Source organism: Marinobacter lutaoensis (assembly GCF_001981305.1).
GTDB classification, from domain to species: domain Bacteria; phylum Pseudomonadota; class Gammaproteobacteria; order Pseudomonadales; family Oleiphilaceae; genus Marinobacter; species Marinobacter lutaoensis.
On sequence record NZ_MSCW01000009.1, the window covers coordinates 1 to 24,865 of the forward strand.

16 protein-coding genes and 1 pseudogene are annotated in these 24,865 nt (G+C 53.4%); 14 read left to right on the plus strand and 3 right to left on the minus strand.

The window, feature by feature from the left end; genetic code table 11:
• The 4 genes and pseudogenes from BTO32_RS14720 to BTO32_RS14735 form a co-directional block, all read left to right on the plus strand.
• Window positions 1–1,866 (plus strand): annotated as a pseudogene (locus tag BTO32_RS14720) (type IV secretion protein IcmB); the annotation flags it as partial.
• A gap of 214 nt (window positions 1,867–2,080) precedes the next feature.
• Window positions 2,081–2,542, plus strand: a complete 462-nt coding sequence (locus BTO32_RS14725; protein ID WP_076725411.1) for a hypothetical protein — start codon at window positions 2,081–2,083, stop codon at window positions 2,540–2,542.
• Between the two features lie 71 nt (window positions 2,543–2,613).
• Entirely contained in the window at window positions 2,614–3,036 is a 423-nt protein-coding gene (locus BTO32_RS14730; RefSeq protein ID WP_076725412.1) for a hypothetical protein, read from the plus strand.
• Between the two features lie 33 nt (window positions 3,037–3,069).
• Window positions 3,070–3,465, plus strand: coding sequence for a hypothetical protein (locus tag BTO32_RS14735; protein WP_076725413.1), 396 nt, complete (start codon window positions 3,070–3,072; stop codon window positions 3,463–3,465).
• Window positions 3,466–3,703: 238 nt separating this feature from the next.
• On the opposite strand, the gene BTO32_RS14740 is transcribed toward BTO32_RS14735, so the two are convergent.
• Window positions 3,704–4,177, minus strand: a complete 474-nt coding sequence (locus BTO32_RS14740; RefSeq protein WP_076725414.1) for a hypothetical protein — start codon at window positions 4,175–4,177, stop codon at window positions 3,704–3,706.
• Window positions 4,178–4,799: 622 nt separating this feature from the next.
• Between BTO32_RS14740 and BTO32_RS14745 the strand changes: the two genes are divergently transcribed.
• From BTO32_RS14745 to BTO32_RS14760, 4 genes are all read left to right on the plus strand, one after another.
• Window positions 4,800–6,239 (plus strand): hypothetical protein, encoded by a 1,440-nt coding sequence (locus tag BTO32_RS14745; RefSeq protein ID WP_076725415.1) that lies wholly within the window; start codon window positions 4,800–4,802, stop codon window positions 6,237–6,239.
• A gap of 69 nt (window positions 6,240–6,308) precedes the next feature.
• Window positions 6,309–14,039: an N-6 DNA methylase gene (locus tag BTO32_RS14750; RefSeq protein ID WP_076725416.1), complete on the plus strand. Its 7,731-nt coding sequence runs from the start codon at window positions 6,309–6,311 to the stop codon at window positions 14,037–14,039.
• Window positions 14,040–14,117: 78 nt separating this feature from the next.
• Entirely contained in the window at window positions 14,118–14,879 is a 762-nt protein-coding gene (locus BTO32_RS14755; RefSeq protein WP_076725417.1) for a hypothetical protein, read from the plus strand.
• A 4-nt stretch (window positions 14,880–14,883) separates the two neighbouring features.
• The gene (locus BTO32_RS14760; RefSeq protein WP_076725418.1) at window positions 14,884–15,768 is read left to right on the plus strand and encodes a hypothetical protein; all 885 of its coding nucleotides are present in this window, start codon (window positions 14,884–14,886) and stop codon (window positions 15,766–15,768) included.
• Window positions 15,769–15,992: 224 nt separating this feature from the next.
• Here the strand turns inward: BTO32_RS14760 and BTO32_RS14765 are convergent, their stop codons facing one another.
• Window positions 15,993–16,541 carry a hypothetical protein gene (locus tag BTO32_RS14765; RefSeq protein ID WP_076725419.1) on the minus strand — a complete coding sequence of 183 codons (549 nt, stop codon included), beginning with the start codon at window positions 16,539–16,541 and terminating at the stop codon, window positions 15,993–15,995.
• A gap of 158 nt (window positions 16,542–16,699) precedes the next feature.
• Between BTO32_RS14765 and BTO32_RS14770 the strand changes: the two genes are divergently transcribed.
• Genes BTO32_RS14770 through BTO32_RS14780 form a run of 4 tightly spaced genes read left to right on the plus strand, consistent with a single transcriptional unit; the run spans window position 16,700 to window position 21,791 of the window.
• Window positions 16,700–17,188, plus strand: a complete 489-nt coding sequence (locus BTO32_RS14770; RefSeq protein WP_076725420.1) for a lytic transglycosylase domain-containing protein — start codon at window positions 16,700–16,702, stop codon at window positions 17,186–17,188.
• The gene (locus BTO32_RS14775) at window positions 17,188–18,570 is read left to right on the plus strand and encodes a secretion/conjugation apparatus DotM-related subunit (protein ID WP_076725421.1); all 1,383 of its coding nucleotides are present in this window, start codon (window positions 17,188–17,190) and stop codon (window positions 18,568–18,570) included. Before BTO32_RS14770 ends, BTO32_RS14775 begins: the two co-directional genes overlap by 1 nt.
• Before the next feature lie 13 nt (window positions 18,571–18,583).
• Window positions 18,584–18,877 (plus strand): hypothetical protein, encoded by a 294-nt coding sequence (locus tag BTO32_RS17745; protein WP_139339074.1) that lies wholly within the window; start codon window positions 18,584–18,586, stop codon window positions 18,875–18,877.
• A complete protein-coding gene (locus tag BTO32_RS14780; RefSeq protein WP_245820352.1) occupies window positions 18,819–21,791 on the plus strand; it encodes a type IV secretory system conjugative DNA transfer family protein in 2,973 nt (990 codons plus the stop codon). The genes BTO32_RS17745 and BTO32_RS14780 overlap by 59 nt, the downstream gene beginning before the upstream one ends.
• Here BTO32_RS14780 and BTO32_RS14785 read toward each other — a convergent pair.
• The gene (locus tag BTO32_RS14785) at window positions 21,777–22,685 is read right to left on the minus strand and encodes a helix-hairpin-helix domain-containing protein (protein ID WP_076725423.1); all 909 of its coding nucleotides are present in this window, start codon (window positions 22,683–22,685) and stop codon (window positions 21,777–21,779) included. The two genes, BTO32_RS14780 and BTO32_RS14785, sit on opposite strands and share 15 nt — an antisense overlap.
• 145 nt (window positions 22,686–22,830) lie before the next feature.
• Here BTO32_RS14785 and BTO32_RS14790 point away from each other — a divergent pair, with 145 nt between their 5' ends.
• Both BTO32_RS14790 and BTO32_RS14795 read left to right on the plus strand, forming a co-directional pair.
• Window positions 22,831–24,261, plus strand: a complete 1,431-nt coding sequence (locus BTO32_RS14790; protein ID WP_175618672.1) for a YqaJ viral recombinase family protein — start codon at window positions 22,831–22,833, stop codon at window positions 24,259–24,261.
• The gene (locus BTO32_RS14795; protein ID WP_076725425.1) at window positions 24,258–24,827 is read left to right on the plus strand and encodes a hypothetical protein; all 570 of its coding nucleotides are present in this window, start codon (window positions 24,258–24,260) and stop codon (window positions 24,825–24,827) included. Before BTO32_RS14790 ends, BTO32_RS14795 begins: the two co-directional genes overlap by 4 nt.
• The last annotated feature ends 38 nt before the right edge of the window (window positions 24,828–24,865 follow it).

Sequence of the window (24,865 nt, forward strand, 5' to 3'; positions counted from 1 at the left end):
TATACGAAGAAGAACGGAGTTGTGTACGATCTGAGAGAGATCAATGATCGGGCCACCAAACTGAATCGGGCGTTCCAGGCATGGGGCGGCATGCAAACAACTGATGCCTTTGCAGCCCCGATTGAGGCAGTTATTTCGTCACAAGCCGGGCTTTGGGATCATCCTTTGGGCACCGTTATGGCTCCGACCACGCCGGATGCAATCGGCTTGTGTCCACTGTTTCGGCCAACAACCAGTTGGACAAAAGACGACGGAAACGTGCTCTTGCGCACAGCGGACGGGCGTTTCGTCCATTATCAACAGGGCTCGCCTCGACAATCCGCCTGGGTAACGATGCTTGTGGGGCCGATGGGTTTTGGTAAGTCCACGGCATTGAACACGCTAAACCTTTTTTACCTTTTGAACCCATCGGTCAATGATGAGTTGCCGTTCTTGAGATGCTTGGACATTGGCCCATCTTCACGATCAATCGTGGACTTGGTAGACCAAACGCTTGGGCATAAAAACCCCAATATAGCCAAATACATACGGATACAAAACAGTGAGCGGTATCGCTTCAATCCGTTCGATACCCCACTGGGTTGTGAGTTTCCAATGCCCAATCACCTCGAATATCTGGGCAACCTGATTGGCACAGTATGCTACTCCATGCAGGGTAACCCGGTGCTGGAGAAGCAGATGCCCGGGATGGTCAACGCGGCGATCAACCAATTATATGAGCGGTTTTCCTCGCCGAAAAATGGCGGTGACCGTGCTCGCACGTTCAACGAACTTGACAACAGTTATGTTACCGAGAAAGTGCGCGAACATGGCATCGAGGTAGATGAGCGTAGTACCTGGCATGAAATTCGAGACGCGCTGTTTGATTGCGGCGAAATTCGCGCAGCACTGATTGCCCATCGTAAGGCCATGCCGGTCTTGCAGGATTTGATCGGTGTAATCGCCTCCGAGCGTATGCGATCTGATTACCCTGACACGATCGGTGGTGTGCCCATCCTGGATATGTTCAGCCGCTCAATTCAGGAGGCGGTCGATCTGTTTCCGATGATTAATGGCGAAACTCGGTTCGAGCTTGGCGAAAGCCGAGTAATCTCTCTGGATATGGAAGATCTGGTACCCAGAGAGCAGACAGACAGAGCCATGTGGAAGGCGTCGATTGCCTTCTTCATCGGCTATGACATTCTCACCAGGGATTTCTTCTTCCATGAAGATTACCTGCCGCTGATCCCTCGGAGATACCAACCCTACCACCAAAAACGGATGCGAGACCTGTCCACCCAGGATAAACGCTTTTCGATGGACGAGCGGCAACGGTTTGCCAAGATTCCGACGGCCCAAGCGCAAGTCGATGGACTTATTGCAGAAGGCCGGAAAAACAAAGTGGATATTCAAGTGGCATCCCAGTTGTTTGAGCATCATACCGATCAATCGATTCGATTGGCGACCACGATCATTATTCTGGGTGCAGGCAATATGACCAAGGAAGAGGCAGAAGAGATTAAAACCCGATTTGATCTTACGGATGCTCAGATGCAACTCATCCGGCGGATTCGGCCGCCTTCTGCCAAAGGTGCCGAGGCTTTTGTGGTATTCAGAACCAAAGACGGGACTCAGGCGCACCATGTCTATCTGACAGATGGTCCGATGTATCTCTGGCTCATTGCAACCGAGTTGGTGGATCGCACATTCCGGAAAATGGCGTATGAACGGTATCCGATCAACGAAGCATTGCGCCGGCTGGCGAAAAAATATCCGGGAGGATCAATCAAGAAGGAAATCGAGAATCGCCTGGCCAGCCAGGATGAATTCGACGTGGCGGAGAACAAAGAGCAGAACATTCTGGAGGCTCTGATCGAGGAATTATAAAAAATCGTAAAATCATATATGTGGATGACCTTATTGATGACGATTCGAATATCATAAGCAGCGCTCAGAACAAGAACCTGAAAACAGCCTCTTAGTTAGAGGGGTTCGCAGGAAGCGCATTGGTGTCAATGAGGGATCACAGTAACCGGTGCGAAACCTTAACGCTGGCCGTTTCGCACTATCGTTTGGTTTTGTTGCGCTGTGGAATTGAAAAATGGCTCTTATCCGAGAAGCAGATTTAGCTGTTGTTAGAGATGACAAGGGGCGGATAACCGCGATTCGATACTTGTTGTCCAGTCCATTGTTCGCTCCCTCGCTCTCTCGCGTGGGTACCTCTTGCCAAGAGCTCGATGCAGTCATCATCGAAGAAAACGCTCCTTTTTGGCATGGCCAATGTCTGTCGCTAAATATCGACGGAGATGAAGTCACGATCAAGCTCCGCATGGATGAGCGGGTTGCCAATGCAGTGAATGCGAGTGGTCAAACCTTGATGCAAGAGATTGCCACGTTCATTCGAGCTGCCGGTCGAGTGGAGGTTGTCGAACACATCGTTGACCCGGCCAAGGTCATTAACCAATTCGCCGGCTGGGAACCCCGAACGGTGCCGGTGCTGGTTCGCTATTATGCGACCTATTTCGACTTCTTGAATGAGTTCGGTTCGGTCAGAACTGGTTGACAAGTCCCATAGGGTATACTGTTCTAAATAGTAAAATTACCATATACCCAGATACGTGAGGTGGAGTTAGTATGACGGTGATGGTCGAAGCGCTGGTACGCGCTACGCATGGCGAGGATGGCCGGATAGCTAGCTTGGAGTTCGGCATCATCGAATGGCCCTACGCTGAACTGGAACCAGCGCAGGTGTTGTTGGTTGAACGCGGTTTGCGTGGCGGCGACGATGATCCAATGTACCTGATCGCACTGATGAACGATGGTGAGTCCATGTTCGAGGTTGCGTTTAAGGCGAGCCGGGAAATTCGTGAGTTCGCGCGTCAGCATATTAGTCGTGCAGGACAGATCAAGCTGGTGAGGCTGCCCAGTATTTATGACGAGATTGCCGAGCCCGAGGGCCGGCGAAAAATCCGGAACTTCGTGGTTCCGGCGCGCGTGTATCCAAGCACCGCGGAAGCAATTGTTGCATTGGCAAACCCGGAAGCATTGGCAAGTTAAGCCAACCTTTCGGGAGCAAGAGGAGTGAATTGTATGACGGGACTGACTGGGACTTCGGACAGTGGACTGACCCCTCAAGAAAAGGCAGTGCTCAATACCTATAAGGAGTGGATCGGTGACGACACCAATACGACGATTTTTCTGGCAGGAAGTACACGGGGATCGATCGATCTGAACAAGGATGAGCAGCGCTTCACAATCCGCGATGACCGGAGCCTGAGCGAGAACTTCATTGCCGCACTCAAAAGGTTTGGGGCCGATCGTGTGGTCGATGCGCGAGTGTCTGCCGAACAAACCTTGGGGCTACTGAACGAAATGGCGAATCAACCGTTCCAGCCAGCATTGCAGGCGGCCATGACTACCGCAGCGAACGACGAATTGAGCATGGATCTCGACAGCCGCGAAGGTGCTAGTCCTGGTCTGAGTTGACCCAGCGGTAACCAGTCACAGCATCCCTTTATCAAAGCCCGCCCATAGCTCGGCGGGCTTTTTTTCGCGCTGAATCCGCCACCCCACTCTGCACCATTCAGGCGAGAGCGTGCTCGGATGCTTGCCCCATGGCGAGGCCAGCGCCGAGCCGTGGCCATCGAGCGTCGCACCAGCGGCGCCGATTCCGGCCGGCGCGCAGCGACACCATGCAGGCGCGTATGCGCCTCTAAAAGCAGAATCATGAGGCGCGGCCACCTTCGTTGAGCATCTTGTCCAGCATGAAGGACAGCATTTCCACGTCCTCGTAAGATAGCTGATTGCGGGCGGCCGCAGTAATTAACCGGTCGTGAAGGCGGACAATATCAGTGCGCTTGGGCGGTATCAGGTATTGCCGGGCGATTCGTTTCACATCCGACAACCCTCGGTCTTTGGTGGAAAGCCGCCCGGTTACATCGGTCATGGTTTCCCTGCCGGTCTGCAACCACTTCGGATTCACCCCAAGGCATTCGGCAATCTCCATGGTGTACCGGCTGGATTTAATGGTGCCATTTAGGATCTTGGAGAGGGTGGATCGGGTCAGATTGATGCCATGGTCACGCATCATGGCCTTGCGCAACATTGATCGGTTCATCCTGGCATACCGCATCGCGAAATCCAGCCGAGCCGCCAGCGGTGATACCTTCGTGACACTGGCATCACCCAGGTTCGCCATAGAGTTTTCGTCTGATGAATGCGTTTGAGACGCATCCTCTCGGCCATTCGAGTATACATGGTCATCCATAGGTCATTTCCACTTCGTTGCAGTACGTTGCCAAACACTGCCCGCAGCGCCAATACGCGCAGATCGGACACCTAATTGGCGGAGCTGTCCGCCATAAGTGATCAAATGTTGTACGTTGTCCCGACGGAGATGATCCATCCGCCAGCCCTCTTGTCACGGTGCTATCACCCTGCTTCGGCAAGGGTTTTTCCAGCACTGTAAACGGTTATTCAAAAGCAATCGGACACACGGGTACACGCTTGGTCACCCCAATTGTCAGATTGTCCATGTTCTCATGATGCCCTTTATGCACTTATTGCCCGGATCACCAACGATGATCGAGTCAAAAAGGAACCACTTGTTGTATTGCAGACATCCCGGTTCGTTTAGATTGAAACCAGAAAAAAGTAATGAAAAACAATTACATAAATGATAACCGGCATTGTCGGTCGGGTCTGAAACGACCCGCCGCCCTATTCTCAATTGGTTTCTCTTCGTTGTTGCTAATTATCACATAGGATACTGTAGTTAATACGAAAACGAGTGAAACACCTGTGGATAGGAGAGGTAAGCCATGCTTGACATCATCGGCCAGGCAAAAGAGAAAGGTCGCGAACGCAACAAAGTTCGGACGACCGTCTTCAAGTTGGAGAAGTACATCATCAACAAAGATAACCCCGGCGAGTCCCGGATGATCGGCTACGACATGTACGCCAAGGATGAGAATGGCGTCCCCAAACGGGTTGAAGTCAAACACATCAATGAAAAAACCCAGGGTATTACCGATTTCGCGAATCCTGGTGCGATGATGCACACCGCTCCGGGTGGCCTGATCCGCCTTTCCCAATACCGGGTCGCCGGGGATGGCACCTATCTGACTAGCCACATGCAACGGATTCGCCGTGATGAAGGACCCAAAATCTCGGCAAGCCAGGACAAATATGACATTGGCTACATGAAGGGATGGGTCAAAATTTATCCGAAACGGGAACCGGATGGAAAACTGACCATCTTTGAACGCCGGGGGCGTCTGTTCCATCGTGCTGACGCAATGGTCATCCCTGAAGATGCTCAGGAAACCTTGGTCAACTTCGGTGGTGATAATTTCGAGCAGGAAGTCAAACAGGCACTCAATCGAGCTATTGACAATGCGCCCAAGGGCACTCAGCCCATCCTGATGGTTCGGATGCCCGGCAAATTGGAAGCTGATGAGATCCGAATTCCCAATTTGAAGGTTGAGGCGGACAAGTCAATTACCCTTCTTCCGAAAGAAGAAATGATCGCGCTGGCCATGAAAAATGGAAAGCTCGCGAACAATTACTTCCCTGTTCATGAAGCGGCCAAACAGGGCGGTCAGGTTGCCCAGGTTCAGTTCGTTCCGGGATTTTCCATGCAGGCTATCGGCCTGAAATGGGATGGCAAATCGATGCAAAAGAATCCGGAAACCGGACTCGAAGAACCGCGCTACACCGAGCGCAGCCTGATTGAAGAGTTCATCAGTGAAACCGCGCAACGGCATCAACTACCTCCCGAGCCTGGTTCAGATAAGGTTCGCTATGTAATTGATGATGGTGCTCCTCAGTATGCGTTCGGAGTTCTGAGCTATCGCATCAAGCAAGTCGAACCTGGTGAATATGCCAATGCGGACCTGGACACCTTTGGTCGGGATCGGGGTGCCGAAATCATTGTGTCTCCGAATGCCGGTTTGGATGTTAAACCGAATCCGTATGCACCGGCTGTATCGACTCAGCAATCGGTAAACCAAGCACCGAAAACAGAGCCCCAAGTAAAACCAGCGGTATCCGCACCTGTGCAACAGGCGCCCCAACCTGCACCAAGTGCCCAAACAACGGCACAAAGCCAACCGGTTTCAGAGAAGACCCAGCTCATTGAAGAAGAGGTTGCCGAGCCTGAAGAGGCGGCTGATTTCGGTATCGATGATTTTGACGATCCGGCGTTCGATAACATCGATATGGATGACATCGAGCAACAATTGTCCGCTCAGCAACTCTAACAACCTGGAACGCTATACCCTCCCTTTCAGGGAGGGTTTCTCTGTATTGGAAGCATCAAAGGCAAGATTATGGCGATCCCAACCCTAACCTGGATGAACCTTTCGTCTTACAACCTGGTTGCTCAGGTTGCCCAAGACAAAAATGGAAATTCGATTCTCTTGCTTCGACCGATCAACCCCCAAGAACAGGCCACCGTATCAACACGGCGAGCCGAATTATTGAACGATCGGTTGACCAAAATCACAGATCAGGTTGGTCGCCAACGTCTGTCTACCCGGATTCTACAGGGCTCTATCAATGCGATAGTGGGCTCCATGGTGAATACACCGGCAAAAATGTCGGTGTTCCTGAAAAAGGTCTTCCCGAAAGCCACACCGGTCGAAATGACGGTGGACCAGATCCGTCAGTTCGATTTTATCCGGAAAAAGGCCATGAAATTGGCTGAGGCCGAACGGGTTTCTGCGGATGCCCCGGTGAACCTGGATGCCCTAAATAGCGCGTTGCCTGACGGGTTGTTGGTCAATTACCGGGAAACCGACCAAAAACGGGGCTCCCTGGTGATTAAGGTGGAGAATGTAATGACCCCGTTGGCCATCGTCATGCTGGACACCGGGCTGGATAGCCTTACCAATGAAAAGCTATGGACTAATCATATAAAAGAAGCGGTTAGCCAGTATTTTCAAGATCGGGAAACCTCAGATCGAGAACAGATTGCCCTGCGCCAACAGGCAATCCAGAAAATTCAGGATAGCCGCCCCCTCACCTTCTGGGAATCCGAAATTCTCTCCCTGGAAAACCAGTTTCTTAAAAACTGGTTATCCAAGTCGTCATTGGACGACCAAGATCCGACCGAAGACGCGACCTATAGCCTGGACGACCTGATTTCCCTTCGGAAAACCTTGCAGGCAAAACTGGATGCCCAAGGTCAAGTTTTGGACGATCGTTTAGTTTCCCGTATCAAACAGGTCGATCAGGCCATCGCGGAGTTGGAAGCGGACACCCAGGATGCGGCTGCCTCCGGCGATGGCGTGTCCCTGGGTTGGGACAACGTACAACATGACGATGATTTGTCGGATTTGGGGGCGATCGGTTACACCGTTGACGGGGAACCCTTGTTTGAGGATGAGCGTGGGGTTCGTTTCAAGCAGCGGGGTGGCGTCCGTCTGATGGAGACCGTGCGGCTTATTCCGAGTGCATCTGGCACAAAGGTTGAGCCAGCTAACCGGAACTGGGAATGGCTGACCTTTGATGAAGCCATGGATGACGACCGCGACGAGCTGTTGCTGGCCCACCGGGTCCGGGCGGTTTACAACCTGCGTTACGGCGATCTCCATGACGAGCAGCGGAGCTGGAAGGGTTTGACCATTCGGCACGACGGTCAGACACACCAGGTTGCGGTTCGTCCGGCGAAGGAGAAAGGGCATCTGCATATGGTGACGCTTTATGTCCACAAGCCCGCCAGCAGTTCAGGCTCGCCTGCCCTGTTCAGCAATCTGTTACGGATTACAGAAACAGGTGATGACCAGGTACTGGTGGATCAGCCCGGGCGCAAAGCCGACCGCGCCACCCTAAAAATTTGGGCCTCCCTCGGTCTGTCGCTACCGACAGACGCCCCGGAAGACTCTATAACTCTGTTTGAAAGCATTCAGTCCGAACTGGACTATGAAGAACTTGAGGAGACACAGTATGGCCGGCGAAATGGACGTGAAGACGCTGATCGAGCGGGTAATGACAGCGGTTCAGGCCTTGCCGCAGACGCCGAAGAACATGCCGACGGCGTGTCCGCTGGCGGAGGAAGTCGAGGGGTGCCTGAGCGCGGCGGAGACGTGGCTGGAGGAGACGGCGTTGACGTTTCAACTCCAGTGGCTGACCGGAACGAATCCGGGGAATCTGATGGACGGAGCGATCGCGAACCGGGTCAGCGCAGCGACACTGAAGATGGCCAAAGAGCAACCGGGGATCAGCAAGGCCCGAGCCTACATGCTGGACTGGCTGCACAAGGGACAACTGGCGGCGGAGGAAATGGGACTGCTGCACGGATCGGAGGCGCCGACCGAGCGGGATCTGACACCGCTGCACATTCCGGCGTCGCAGACCGAGACGGAGATTCAGCAGGTATTTTTGGACAGCCTGCTGGCGCATCTGAAACAGCATTGGCTCAAGAATCCGTTGCTCAACGGAGCGCTGGCGGATCTGGCGGATCGGCGGCCGGCCTATCTGATGAAGCTGATGGAGCATCCGGAGAAGACCGAGCAGCTGTATCTGGCGCCGTTCCTGGTACTGGTGGGACTGATCGAAGCGTTGCTGGACAGCCGGCAAATGCAGATTCGACACGAGCTGCTCAGCAAGATTCAGGATCTTCGGTACCGGCCGGTGAAGGAGCGGATTCGCCTGCAGACGCAACTGGAAACCGAGGCGGCACACATGCTGGGCGAGCAGATCGGGGGGATCGTGAACGCGACGAACCCGTTGTTCGAGATGAAGTCCTTGAATCCATTAGCCGAGACGCTGAACTTGAACAGCGTACTCCCGCTCAACGCCTGAAAGACAATCTGGCCGCGTTGCGCCTGCGCGCAGAATTGCGCAACAGCGGCCAAGACCAGCCCAGCGATGAGGATCGCGCCATTCTGGCCCGCTACTCCGGCTTCGGCGGCATCCACGCACAACTGTTCGGCGGAACCTACGGTGTTCCCAACTACGTAAAAGATGCCAACCTGCAATTTCAGGATTTCGTTCGCGACAAGATTCTGACCGACGAAGAATTTCAGCAGATTAAACGCACGATCCTGAACGCCCATTACACACATTCCGGCGTCATTGAGCCGATGTGGGAAGCCCTTGATCGCATGGGTGTTGATCTTGGCCGGGTTCTGGAACCCTCCTGTGGTATTGGCAACTTCCGGACGTACATGCCGGAAAGCGTTCGGCGCAAAGTGCGCAGTTTCACCGGCGTGGAATTGGACGCCCTGACGGCGGATCTGGCCCGCCTGGTTCATAAAGACGCCCACATCATCCACAGCGGTTTCGAGAAAACGACGTTCCCGGACGACTTCTTTGACACGGTAATTTCCAACATTCCGTTTGGTGAATACCGGATTTACGATCCCTCGCACCCGGAACGCAAGCAGACCATCCACCATCAGTTCTTCCTCAAAGCGTTGGACAAGGTGCGGCCCGGCGGCGTGGTTGCATTTGTCACTTCCCGCTATGTCCTGGATAGCCGTGATGCGTCGGTGCGCCGGGAAATCATGGATCGCGCCCATGTCATGGGCGTGTATCGGTTGCCAAGCCAGACCTTCGACAAATCCACCGGCACACAGGTGGTGACGGATGTCGTGTTCCTTCAAAAGAAAGGTGATTTTCAGCCGAACTATGAACCCTTGGACATCTCGTCCACCGAAAGCGTGAGCGCGGAAGTTCATGGATCGACTTTGGTGGGCGAGGACGATTCGGTGTACAAGGCCGGCGACATCATGCCGCACGCCGGCAATGTGAACAGCGTGTTTGTTCGGGAGCCCGAACGGATTATCGGTAAGCTGTGTGCCGTGTCTGGCCCTACCGGCCCTACCCTGAGTGTCATTGGCGATACTGAGGATGACATTGCCAGTCAGAAAGCGCGGTACGCCGAAGCCTTCTCGTCGCTGCCCCGGAACATCGTTGATGCGCCACGAACCACCGTGACAGCGAACGACCTTCAGAAGAAAGTTGAGCAGCGTGCCAAATCGATGGTGGATCTTGAGAAACTCCCGGGCACGTTGTCCATCAGTGTTGACGGCAAGATCATGGTGCGCGAACTCGCAGACGGTGACACGGTGCTGGTGGAAGAAACCAGTATTCCGAAGTCCATGCGTAACCGGGCAGCGGCCGCGATCCTGGCAATGGGCGCCTTGTCGGAGCTGTTGGACATGGAAGTGTCTGGCGAATTTGACGACGCCATCTTGGATGATCGACGGGCAGAAGCCCGGGCCGCATTTGACCGGTGGGAAGCCGAAGAACAGAAGGCGAAATCGGCATTTTCGAAGAAAGCCTGGCGGGTCATTCTCAACGATCCGCGGGCACAGCGAATGCGGTTTGGGGAAGTCTATGACGAACAGAACCGTCAGATTGAACGGCCGGACATCCTGTTTCAGCGTACCGTCCGACCGGTCAATGAAATTCCTCATTCGGCTGAATCTTTGGAAGAAGCGCTCAGCTTGTCGCTTGCGTACACCGCGAAGGTATCGGAAACCTATATTGCGGAACTGCTCTCCCGGGAGGATCGCGAGGTTTCTGCAGATGATGTTCGTAAGAAACTGGTCGAAAAGGGTCTCGCCTTTGTTGACCCGGTAACCGGTAATCTGGTGGAGCGCGCCGTTTACCTGTCCGGAAACCTCCGACCAAAAATCGATGCGTGCGAAGCGGTCGTCAAAACGGCACCGGAATTCCAGGTCAACCTGGACGCACTCAATGCCGCACTCCCCGAACCGCTGACTGCAAGTCAAATTAAAGTCGGTATTGACGCTTTTTGGTTGCCCCAGGATGTTCTTGAGCAGTTTATGCGCGAGGAAATGGGGATAGTGACGACCGGCAACTGGGGCGTTGAGCCCTATTTCGATGAGCATAAACGACACTGGCGCTTGCGACCGTCAGCGTCCAGTGGTGCGCCGAGTTTGGCGGCTATCGCCCGCAACCAGGAGCAAGTTCTCAAAAGTCGATGGGGTACTAAGCGCCGGCATGGGTTGGATTTGTTGGACAATCTGTTCACGCAAACCATCCCGAAAGTGATGGACCCCATTCCGGGTACAGATCCGACCAGGTACGAGATAAATGTCGAGGAATCCCTAAAGGCACAAAGTAAAGCGGAAGAGATTGCCGACACGTTTAGGAACTGGGTTTTCAAAGACCCTGAGCGCACCCAACGACTGGTTGATATTTATAACCACCGCTTTAATACCACAGTGCTGTATGAGCCCGATGGCTCGCACATGACATTCCCGGGCATGGCCGAAAGCTGGGTACCGCGTAAGCATCAGGCGGACTTTATCTGGCGTGCGGTGTCTGGCCCGAATGCAATGACGGCTCACCGTGTGGGCGCAGGTAAAACCTTGCAGCTCATCTCAACGGCGATTCGTGGCAAACAGCTCGGTCGGTGGAACAAGCCGATGGTGGTTGTTCCAAACCACATGCTTGAGCAGTTCTGCAATGACGCTCAGGGCATCTATCCCAGCGCCAAAGTGCTGATGATGTCAGCGGCGGACGCCCGGGCGGACAACCGAGCCAGCTTTGCAACCAAAATCGCCATGGGCGACTGGGATCTGGTGGTCTGCACACATTCTGTTTTCGAGAAAATCAGCGTTCCCCAGCAATTCGAAGCTGAAATCATTGCAGAGGAAATTCACCGACTCGAAATGGCCATGATGGCCAGCCAGGATGACAATCAGAAAAGAGGCGCACGACCCAAGGAAATTGAGAAGGCCAAAGCCCGCCTGGAAGAACGATTGCAACGCACGCTTGACCAGATCAAGAAAGGCAGTGAAAACGTCCTGAATATGAAGGAAATCGGCATTGACTGGATCGGTGTCGATGAAGCCCACTACTACAAGAATCTGGCGCCCGACACTGCTCAGGAAATTCCAGGGCTCTCGCGATCCGAATCCAAACGCGCCGTCAACATGCTGATCAAGTGTCAGTATTTGAACAAACTCCATGACGGCCCATTCGGTGTGGTGATGGCCACCGGAACCCCAATCAGCAACTCTATTGCTGAGCTGTATACGTTCACCCGAATGCTGCGCCCAGACCTGCTCCTGGAAAGCGGCATCCATAATTTCAATGACTGGATGGGCCTGTTTGCCGAGGTCAAGCATGGCCTGGAGATCAAACCCGAAGGTGGCGGTTATCAGATGAAATCACGTCTGAGCCGGTTCAAGAACCTTCCGGAGCTGGTCAAGATGGTTCGCACATTCATTGATGTGAAGACCGCAGAAGACCTCAATCTCCCAACACCGGAGATCGAACATCATCAGGCTGTCTGTGAACAGACAGAATTTATGCGTCTGTTCATGAAGTACATTGAGGCGCGCGCAAAAACCGTCCGTTCGCGGGATGAGGGCCCAGCCCCCGCCCAGATTCTTGCCAGAGAAATTCGGACGGCCTTACATCGTGCAAATGACAAGACCGCCTCGATTAACTCTGAGGATGATGTTGAGACCATCAGCGAGGATCAGGTGTCGCAAGACATCCTGTTGACCATTGCAACCGATGGTCGAAAAGCTGCACTCGACCCTCGACTGATTCACCCGAAATTTGAGGATCACCCGTCCTCAAAGGTGAACAAACTCATTAGCAACCTGCTAGAGATGTATCGAAAGTACGATGCAGACAAGGCCTTACAGCTTGTGTTCTGCGATTTCTCCAGCCCGACTGGCAAAGGGATATTCAATGTTTACCAGGACGTAAAGGACAAACTCATTGCCGCCGGCATCCCGGAGGATGAAATCGCATTTATCCATGATGCGAAAACCGACAAAGCGAAAGAAGACCTGTTCGCAGCTTGTCGCCGCGGCGATGTCCGATTCCTGCTGGGAAGTACCGACAAAATGGGTGTCGGCACCAATGTGCAGGAGCGTTTGGTTGCCATCCACCAAATGGACCCGCCATGGAAGCCCAGCTCCATTGAGCAGCGTCTGGGCCGGATTGAACGCCAGGGCAATATGTTCGATAAGGCGCACAACTTTGTGTACACCACCCAGGATTCGTTCGATCTGTTTATGTGGGAAACCAATGACCGGAAACTGAAAATGATCAATCAGGCCATGCGCCGGCCGGAAGATTGTGTTCGGGAACTGGAGGAAGATACGGAACCTGGCTATGAAGACATTCTCGCCGTCACTACCGGGAATCCGGCGATTCGCGAATTCATCTCAGTACGCTTGGAACTGGATAAACTCAAGCGCATGAAGAATTCACACATTGATGCTCAAGCGGATCTGGGGAACCGGCTAATCGAACAAGAGAAACGGATTGAAAGTATTGAAAAATACTTGCAGGGCAAGATCCACGAACGTGATGTGGTGCGCGCTAACACACCGTTGGGTCTCCATGTGAGCCAGCCGATAGCCGGACTTTGTGAGGGGCCGATGATTGTGGTGGGAGGCATTAGACCACTTGCTGATGCCTTGGAGAAACTGTGTAAATCCGCCCCCATGTATCAGGATACCATCGTGGGAACCTTTGGCGGATTGCCCGTCCTGATGAATCGCCAATCCAACAAGGTAACCTTGCTTATCAAGCGTCACGATGACACCAAGGAGCACCTGTACCGCATCGTGTTTGAGGATGATCTATATGGAAAAGGCGTCCATGACGAACCCGAAGATCACTTTGCTGAGGCCGCTAAAACTCTGGTCCGTTATGTCCGCAAAATTGGCCAATCCAACGGCGTAGAGAAGACCGAAGAAGCCCTCGCAATAGCAAAATTGAATCTTCAAAAAATCCGAGAAGACTATGGGCGCCCGTTTGCCTATGAAGCGGAATTGGAGAGCTGCAAAAAGCGCTTTGAGAATCTATCCGCCCAAGTCGGTGACGCGCTCAGCGAAAAGGGCCAGCTCGATCCTGCACCGTTGGTTGCCTTTGCGAAAGAAATTGTGCGTCAAACCGGAAACTACCACTACCTGCTAGACATAGCCCAAGAAACTATGCCGAAAAGTGGGGCGTTGATTGTTGATGCGAATGGTCTACCGACGAACGATGACGAGGATTTGCTGGGCTTTATTGATGACGAAAAAGACGATCACGAACAGATCATGAGAACCGGATGAGCACAGTTGCGTCCGCCCTTGTTGGCGGACGTTACAATGATCTGGACCTTCTGACAGCCGCAGACAGGAATGATGACAATGCCGGAAGAGACTTTTGAGAATGGGCTTGAGCGGGGATATCCGATCCATGTGAGCCCGGATGCGTTTATTGCGACCGCCGAGCAGATGCTCCGTATTCGCGCCGCCAATCGTGGTATCCGGGAAGTAGCCATAAAAGATGCAAACGTGCCTATTGCCGGAGCCTTCCGGCACGATACCTTGATGCCGGTCATGGTCGATTACATGAACGCAGTGATCCTCCCGCACTCGGAGTTGAAGTTTGAGTCGGCGATGAACGACGAGGTAACGGCACGGGTCGCTGCAGGCATGGCTGCCGAACAGCGCCGGGAACCCGAAGTTAAGGATGTTCTGGCCGCCAGCGAGATGGTGTCCGAGCACCTGACAAAGACGCCTTTGTATAATGCCGAAAGCGAGGCTGGCGGACTGGGCGTGGAGACACGGCTCCGAACCTATGCCAGCACTCCCCTTTCCGTCACTTTGCTCATACTGGATACCGCGCTGGAATCTGCACATACGCTCTCAATGCGCCACCAGCAGTCCTCTCTGGGCATCGCCGAACCGGACGTGCTTGATCTGACCCCTGTGTGCGAGCTTCTCTCGGCGCTGCCAGTCGCAGAACGCCTTGTAAGTATCCCCGAACGGCTACAGCGGGAAATCGACCGGGTACTCCGTTCCGAAACCGCGGAGCCCACAGAGAATACCTACGACGCGCTGGACGCGACCTTGAGTCACCAAGACCATAATATCGTGCCGCCCGGCGCCAGCAACGGGATGGAGTGATGCGATGACATTTAATGTTTTCGATGCCGTTCAGCAACAGAACGAACAAATGCGCCAGCAGGAGCTGAACAAGCAAGCGGCCAAGACCGCTGCCCTGGCCGCCTTGCCAGTCATACGAACCATTTCAAAAGTGCTGGCAGCGTCTTTGAACGGTGAAACAATCAAAGACCCCAAGGGGACGGAACAGCGGGCCAAGGCCTTGCTGGACACCATCGGAGAACAATCGCTTGCGCTTTATGAGAAGCTCGGCAGTGTGAATGATAAACGCATTCTGCCCTCTATCACGGGGTCTGTGACCACGGTTCTGCAGAGCCTATATCGAAGTAACGGTGAAGCGGCTCTGGACGTTGATGTCGCTTCCCTGTTGGCAGAGGGGGCAAAACTGCCAGGCATTTGGAAGGATGAGCAGGTTGGCGATGATCTGGGGTCGCTACCGTTCCGGCGTACCATCGCGATGATGCAGTCCATGAGCCCGTTGATGGCAGCTTACCAGCGATTCGACTTCTATCAGCACAATAACCGCCAGCAAGTCCTGTCTGACCTTCAAAACATGCTCTGGACGACTGTTGACAAGTCATTGCAGTCTCATCCGGTCGTTGCGCAAATGGCGGAACCCGAAGTGGAAATGCTCAGGCGAAACCTCTTGTTGCGCAGTGGTGAGCTGTTGGCGGCGGCCTGGGACAACCAAGCGGAAATAGCAAAAGCACACATAGCCGAATGCACGACCGATGAGCGCCGGGCGTACAAAGCGAATGGATACCCAATTGATTCGGTGGTGGAAGAATTTGAGAGTGCTTACCTTATGCTGGAACAGTCTCTGGATACCACGCTGAGCAGCCAGTATGTGCTGCCCGACGCGGACGAAAACCCTTCCCCCTCCCCGGCCTGACCGCCGCGACGTACCGCGTTAAATCACGAACCGCTTGCCTCGGGAGCGCAAAGCGCGACCGGGGCTGTCGTCCAATAAGCGTAAGCGCCATTGGCGGCGAATGAACGCGACTTCAACTCCGCATGAAGCGGCCCCCAACAAGACAACGCTCACTTCCGTCAGCCACACCGACATCCACATGTTAAAGGCCCATTGAGGCCACGTAATCCTGCTCGACTCGATCGTTAGAGGTACAACCGTTGCCGGCAAGCATTCAAGCGCCACAACACCGGCAGAGATAGCACGGCGAGGACAAGGTACGACATAGGAGCATTGACAACAGGAAAGAACAGAAATGGCTTGGTGTCTCTTACAACCACCTGATACAACGCCGAGACGAGACTAGGCAAATGGGCGAGCAGCGCAAAATGGAGCAGATGAAAGGCGGCTATTGTGAACGCGGTACGTCGCACAGAGTGATCACGCAGAAACATGGATGGAAAAGGGACGCGCTTGGTAAGCCCATACATTTGGATAGCATCGAGCATCAAGCGCAAGGAGACATAGGTTCCGGCCAGCGCCCACCACAAAGCCACGACGGATAGCTCCCGCCATCGTGGATGTCGCGAGAGAGCATCAACACAATACGCCGCAGGTTCCGGGGAGAGAAAGCACAAGGCAGCGCCCAAAAAAGGTTCCAGCCATATCACAACGGAGCCCGCAAAGAACACCAAGGCCAGAACGCCCAATGCGATGCTGCTTATGCACAACGTGTGCTGTCCGGTTGGATGCATGATTGATTTTCCCTGCTACCGATCACCGACTCTGAATTTGGCTGCACGGCGTTTGAGCGACTATGCACTACAGTCAGATCCTCGTCGTTATACTTTGATATTCCATGTGAAATGGTAAACGAATTTCTGACAAGTAAGTGTAATCGAGCAAGAACACCGTGTTTGACTTACCACCACCCCCAATGGTGCCCGCCGATGCGCCGCCGGAGATGATTCAGCGACTTGAGCAACCGACACCGCTAAGTCGGGAATGCCTTGAGCGGGTATCGCGCACTTACGAGGTACACCCAGTCATTCTCTCGTTGATAGCGCGGGTTGAAGGCGGCTGGACGGGTGCAAAGATCGCAAACAAAGATGGCACCTACGATTTGGGCCTGATGCAGATCAACACGATTCACCTCGAATTCTTGAAGAACTACGGGATCACTGAAGAGATGCTTCGCAATAACGACTGCATCAATCTTGGCTTTGCTGCTTACTACGTCCGGAAAGTCACGACGAATCAAACGGCCGCGAACGCTTATGAGTACCTCCGCGCAATCGCGCGGTATCACTCGAAAAACGAGCCTCATCGGACCGTCTACGCGGACAAACTGATGGCCGAGTGGGAAAACGTGTCAAAAGCAATGAGTACAGGGGGTGAGTGATGGCAACAGCAACGAATGCCGGCAATGACCGGTGGATGGATAATCTGCTTGGCATTTCTGTTTGCATTGCTGTCGGGTTTGCTGGGCTCTACATGATCTGGCGCAGTCACAGTGACGTGATATTGCAAGTCCTATTCTATCTGGTGGGCGGCCTCTCGCATGGTGCCCAATATGTACCCTGGCTCTACCCGGAAGAGATCGGCAGCAGATTCTTAAACTGGTCACGGACGTTGTTTTCGGCCGATCCCTCTCAATATGGATGGCCTGCCGCGAAACTGATGATCCAAACCATAACTCACACTCTTACGTTGTTCCTGGTGCCGTACTTCTTGGCGCAACTTATCGTGTTCCGGAAAGTCCATGTCATCAATCGGTTTACCCGGAATTTCACCCTGAAAATGCTCAAGGAACGGAATGCCGAAAAATACGCACCCGTGGCCAGCGTGCAACACGAAGATATGCTCTCCCTCCCTTTGTATGAAGGCCCATGGGCAATGGCCCGGCAGCCCATTGACTACGCACTGTTGAACGAGTTGGTGGTCGTAAGGAAGAAGAGAATCGCGGTAAGAGCGTTGAGCATGATTGGCATGAATAGTGACAGCATCGACAAGTCCACACCGATTAAAGGCTGGAGCGAACAAAAGATTAAGTGGAACGTCGCAAAACGCCGACGGGTTATGCCGAATCCAGCCCAATGCCGCCTTGATATTGCAAAAACCGATGAGGTAATGCGAAGTCAACTTGGGGGGCTGTTTAATGAGAGCTTGCTGGATGAGTTTGAGCGATGTGTCCTGGCGATCCTGTACACCGCAAACGCTGCCGGCCTGAGCGAAGCCCGTGCGCTTGCCTTGAAGTACGCCAAGAGTTTTCGCCGACTCGATGCAAAAGGTAAGCATAACCCAACGATTGACGGCAAAAGCGCTGGGAAAATCATTGCCAAATATCGGGGCCACCCTATCAATGTGAGGGTCACTAAACGGCACGCTTACAAGACCACCGTTTTTATGGGGTTGCTCGAAGCATCATGGGATAAAGGCGTATTTATTGCCCCGGAATTCCTCTGGCTTAAATCGGTTCACAGAACCCTATTTTTTTCCCTCCTGCAATTGGGTGGTGACCGGCCAATTACGGAAGCGATGGGGCCTTGGGCTCACTACTACGTGGAAAAAAAAGTGGGTCGAGCGATTGAAACTCCATGTATCGAAGCAGCTACTGATGGCTTGGAAAACACCCTATTCGAAGAAATGTGGATTGGATCTGATGAAGGCACGATCGATGAAGTTGTTGCACGCAAAGCTATCGAAAATCCCGATGACGATCGATTCAGTCCAACCAAAGGTATTGACCTTTATGATCCACCGAGCACGAAAAAAGGGGCTTAGAAAGTGCCTGCTCATGGCGGCACTGAGCAACGTCTTGGTATCGGCCCCGGTTGCCGCATCGCCAGTCGAACTGCCGGCGGTAAAAGTGATTGAGCCGGTAAAGCGCGCGGCCGGCCAGGGGTGCGAAAACCCGGCTGCAGCAATGTGGGAATCACTGGATTTGAATACCGATTTGCTTGTGCGCAATTCAATTGGCAAGGCGCTGTTCAGCGCTTCGGTATCCGAGAAAGCTGAAGACGATGATGCGCGTGAGCGTGATCATATTGGTCGCAACAGCTACCCATTGCCTGAGTTTCTTACCGATTAGATCAACGTTGATGGGATGTGAAATGGGTTCAGCACAGAATCAGAAACTGAGAAGCCTGACATCTGATAAGGAAATTCCACATGAGCAGCTCTATCGCGACACCCGCCGCCCGATGGAAAAGGTGCGCGATACGTTGGCAGACTCCCCTGGTCTTGCCTCCGCGATAGTATTGATGCTTCTGCCCTTGGCTGCGGTCAGTACCACGTTTTTTGTAGTTGTCATTACTCCCATTTTGTTTTGGGTCGTCGGCTGCGTGAAGAGTAAAGAGCAAACGCTTCCGATCTACCTTCCGACAGAAGCAAATATCAAAGATTTGAACGATCCCAAGCCAGGCCGGAGAGGCTTTAACAAAGCAAGCGGCGAGTTCTTGATGGGCAACTTGCGACTGGCTAAGCGTGCCTATGAGATCTGGCTGACCTTCAATTATCTATGTATGCACCAGCTGATTATCGGGACAACGGGTTCGGGTAAATCAGAAACGATTGTGTCGCAGATTGCCAATTTCATCGCCAGCGGTAGTTCCGCCAGCCTGATCGACCCGAAAGCTGGCCCAAAGCTGGGATGGCAAATTTTCACTTTGGCACGTTTTTTCGGTCGGGAAGATGACTTCCGAACACTGAACTACATCAAGGGCAATACGAATAAAAAACTGGATCGAGCGATGAGGCGAGGCCACTGCGCCAACCTATTCGCATTTGGTTCATCTGAATCTATTACGCAGCTTTTGGTGTCTCTTATGCCACCCGGTGGATCAGAGAACAAACTGTTTTCTGAGCGAGCAATCAGCCTGGTATCGGCAACCATGCCTGCGCTTGTTGACCTGCGCGATAACGCCGGATTGAAGATCAATCCAGGGGTACTGCGAAAGGCAATGGAGTTCAAGGAGCTGGAAAAGCTCAAACGGGCAAAACCGATTTCACCTGAAAGTCGTGAAGCAATTCGGGCGTATCTCTCATCACTGTCAGGTTACCAGGAAAACCCGGTTGATCGTCAGGGCAACCCAACGGACAAACAAGACAGCGAAGTATATCGGCAACACGGATTTGCACAGGCATATTTCACCCGCGCACTGAGCACCCTGTCCGATAGCTACGCTGATATTTACATGGTTGGCCGTGGCGAGGTCAACTTCCTGGATCTCATTCTGAGACGCCGAATTCTGGTTGTTCTGATTCCCGCGCTTGAAAAAGCCCCGGAAGAAATGAAGAACCTTGGTAAGTTGGTGCTGGCGGGCCAGAAAAACGCTGTATCGACCGGGCTCCCGCCTTACATTGAAGGTACGAAAGCTGAGGTTTTGGACGCACTGCCGACTAATGCACCAATTCCATTCGGGCTATATATTGATGAGGCAGCCTTTGTGCTGATCGAAGGTATTGGCGCCCTCTTTGCGCAGGCGCGGAGCCTCGGGGTTGCCTGCACAGTGGCCGGCCAGGACGTGGCCGGCATGAAGAAGGAAAATGCGAACGAAGCAGAGCAGATTTTTGAGAACACAAAGACCAAGACCATAATGGCAAGCGAGGGGCTTGGCGAAACGCGGAAGTTGATTGAAGAAATTGCGGGCGAAGGCATCACGGCCGTTACGGCTGGCTACCAGATGGATGAAGGTGGCCTGCTTGGAAATTATATCGACAATCGAAGCGCGAGCTTTGAGAAGCGTGAACGGGTCAGCTCTCAGGACACGCGGTCTGCCCTGGTTGGTGAAGGTTTTGTGTTCTGGCGTGACAAAGTGATCCCGTGGCAGAGCTTTTACCATGGGCTTGATGAAGAGTCGATCATCAGTGATTTCCAGATTCTCAGATTACCAGATGTTGGTGAGCCTACCCGGGGGCCGGGCTTCAAGCTGCTACTCAACGACTCCCCGCTGGTGACCGCCATCAAGGACGCTGTTTCCAAAGGCCATGATCTTGGCTTGGAAAACAGCAATGTGATCCCGCAATTTAGCCTTGACGGCAGTCACCCTCTTGGAGAAGCAAAGTTTGACCTGGCAATGAGTCAGTGGCGGCAAGTTCTGAGGCACCTAAAGCGCGCCAAGGAAAAGCCTGCCGAATTGCCGGATAACCATCTTGTTGCCAGCGAAGGTTTGTTTATTGCTGCGCTAAGCATTCAGCATGACCAAACCGCAGTGGAAGATCTACGGGATTCGGAGGATTCGCTGGATCTGATGCCAACCACACAGGATCGGGACGAAGAGCAAGCCAATTTAGATGCCACCAGCTTGTTCGATACAGTGTCCACGCTTGACGATACTCAATGGCCGGATTCGTCTATGGAGCTCGATGGCCTGAGCGCATCCCTTAATGATGTCAGCGACAGCCTCGACATTCTCAACTCACCGCGACGGAATGTTCGTGCCGAACAAGGTGACAGCAGCCACTCACGACGTGCTGAGGTGGTGAAATCTGCCATGGCAGGCAAGGAAGATAGTTCGGCGACTGATGGTCTGGAAAAGCCAGTTGAGACAGAGGAAGCTCCATCCGTCCAGGAAACACTGGACGCTTTGGCAGGTTATCACCCTCCCGAATCCGAATCACCAGATGCAGAGATTCCAAAAGAACCTCCTACCCTTGTAGGCGAACCTACAAAAGCGTCGTCGTTGCTCAGTGGAAAAGAATGGGTGCTTGATCCCAATCGGCTGGCGGAGCGAGTTCAGCGGCCAATACACCCTGCGGAAATTGAGATTGCAGCCCGGGGCGGCGATTATGCCGGCCGCATTGAACGAGCATTGGGCACATCACTGGAAGAGAGTCGCCGGGTCAGCGAAGAAACCGCGGTCGCAATCGCAAAAAGCATTGGGTACCCGAAGCATATCGACAGTGTACCGGCCAAGTTAGAATCTCAGGAAGAACAGCGGGTCGTGATTCAGGATAGCAGCCGAACCGTTCGGAACATGAGAGCGTGGCTAAAGGGCTCCTGACAGCCGGGAGGGATTTGCTGTCAGGAGCTTAACCAATATGTCCATGTTGTTGGTCGCAACAACGTAATCATCGACCCCGGTTGAAACGATGGTAATGACCGGGGTTTTTATCACCTTGTTGAAGTCTTCGCCCTGATATTCAGCCTCAAAGATCGTACAAACCTGGCTTTTCAGGTAAGCGACCTGCGAACCATGGTGATCCTGGCATCGACGAAGAAGATCCTCAGCTATAGCGGCGTATCGCAGATCCATCTGTTTGCAGCCGGAATGTTCTGCAACCCGGTCAGCTACTTTAAGTGGCGCCTGATAATCAATCATTAGCCGCCATGGATTTTCCGCGACGTACTCGGGTGCGTTTTCTTGATGGTCTTCGACGACCTTGGATGCCATCGCGGCCGGAACCGCCCAATCCGCCAGCATCTTGTGAATCGCTTGAAGTTGCGCCAGCCTGCGGGTATGCGAATGAATGATGTCGGCTTTACCTACCCCTATCCCTTCAACAGTGGTTAAGGCAACGGGGTTATTCAGCATCATGTGCATGGTCCTGTCACCGAATCGCTTGACCAGGCGAGATGCAAGTTCAGGCCCGATGCCCTCAATGTGTCCGGCGGAAAGGTAGCGACGAATATCCTCCGCTGTTGTCGGCATGGTGGGCGCATAGTCAACGACCCAGAACTGCCACCCATAGGCGTCATGTTTTCGCCAGTAGCCCTTGATGAGAAGAGCCTCGTTCTCGTGAATATTGCCGGATGTGAGAACACATGAGAACGAATTCGGAGAGTCCTTACTCCGGTTTAGGGAATCCTCTGCGGCTTGAAACCGGAATACCTGGAAATCGTCTCGTTGCACAAGGAGGCTCGCGACGAATCCGACATAGCTTTTCATTGTCGCCATAACCCCTCCCCTGCCATTGGCCGGCGATCAGAAAACAATCAACCGAGGGCAGTGTAGCACAAAGGATACATTCACTCGGGTCCCTCTTTCGTTTCAACATTGTTCACTTAGACTATTGGAAGATGAAATGTTCCAGGAGAGACCCGTGAGCGCGTTTGAGAAGCAAATTAAAGAGGTCATGGCGGCAGTAGACGCACTACCTCAGCGCGCGGTGATCCCGGATGATGTAGCTGTTCGATGGGCGAAAGAGATCATCCGGTTTGAACCCGAGCGCGCTGTTTGGCACGCTCGCCGAGCAGGCGTTATCGGTGGTTCCGAAGCGGGAGAATTTGTGCTGGCTGCGCTCGGAGAGCGGCCGGCATACAAGGATTTGGAGGGCATCTGGCGCCAGAAGATGCTCCTGGATTTGCCTGATTACCCGAACATCTACATGAAGCGCGGCACGGCATTGGAGCCCCTGGCCCGCGCAGTATATCTTCAAATGACAGGCCACCGGAGCATTCTGGATGCGCCGGATGTGCAGGCCGCGTTCTCCAAACCTCACAAAGAATATGCCCATATTGGCGGGAATCCGGATGAAGTTGCCGTAGCCAACGGCCTGCGAGTTATCACCGATTTCAAGGTTCGGAATCGGTTAGACGAGAACCAGGGCCTCTCCGTGATTAACGGTGCCCAGCTTCACTGGTATGGCCTAATCCATTTGGCGAATACTGGCACAGCCGTCGATGGATATTGCCTGGCGGAACTTGATCTGCCGCCAGAAATGATGGACGACCTCATGAAAAATCCACCCAAAGACTGGACGGCTTTGGCAAAGGACATTGCCCGAATCAACCGTCCGGGCTTTGGCATGAGAACCAGATATTTCAAACATAACCAGGGTCTGGGAAATAACTTAATCAACCTGACGAAGCACTTCTGGGAAACGTATGTGCTGACAGGCACACCGTACAGAAAGCCGAAGCCCAAGCTGCCCGACACGTTCACCAATGAAGATCGGAAGGTCGTGGAAAATGCGCACAACGAGTTCCTGACCCACAAGCTGGCAGAAACGGTTGCTAAAGAGAATGCCGAACGAGCACGAAAGACACTGATCTCTGTGGCCGAGAAGTATGCGCTGACAGATTGGCCGTTTAGCGTTTCCGGGGTGAGCAGTGGCATTAGCCGGCGGTTTAACACGGAACAGGCGGCGAAAGATCTGTTGATGAAAGGAGTTGACCCCCAAACCATCACCAAGACGCGGGGCCGGGCCGACGTTGAGCGAATGATTCAGACGCTGGAAAGTCACGGCTTGTTGACAGATGCGCATTTTCAAACGGATTGGGACACCCGGGCGGTGCAAGCTGCGCTCAAAGAGCATGGCTTGAGAATGGAGGACTACAAGACCCAGAACGTCCGGATAGGTCTGTCACAAAAAAGTGCGGATCAGCCGGTAATCGCCACCCTGTCGAAAAAGATGGCAAACCATATCGAGAGTTTTGATCCGCTGGCGACGGACACAACGAATCTGCAAGCGGAGCCCGATATTGAGAATATCGATGAGCCGGAAGCCGCAAGCCATTTGAAACTGGCATGACCAGCCAAAACAGTCAGTCGAGAAAACGGGACATGATTCAGTCAATCAAGCATTGGTCCGATCGCCTGAAGACAGGGCTTCGGGATACCGCGCGGTTTATCGCGGAGTTTGGCTATCCGCTGGGCTGCACCACATTGGGCGTAATGGGCGTTTGCGCGGTTACCGCTGGGGTTATGGGACACAGTTCCGAGCATCCATTGGTTGCAGAGGAACTTAAAGCTATGGCGGTTGTTCTTGGTGCAACCGGTATGGCTACAAGCGGCCCACTCATCGCCATCGGCGCCTGGTGTGAACAGTTAATGGAAAAGCTGGACATCAAAGAACGTCAGAATGCCGTCTGGAACGACGAAATGCACAGTGGTGACGCCAGCACTGAGATTATAAGACTTATGAGCACCCGGGAACGGCGATCACTGATCGAAAAGATCGTGAAAGGCACACCAGCCGAAGCCACATTCCATCGATTTGCTGGTGAAAACGAGCGTTTGAGTAGAGTTGCACATGGGATAGCGTCATCTGATTTACAATTTGGTCAGAATTCAGACGTGCGGATGACGCCAGCTTGATCAGTTTTTAATCAAACCGGTGAGAGCTTGGTTGTCCG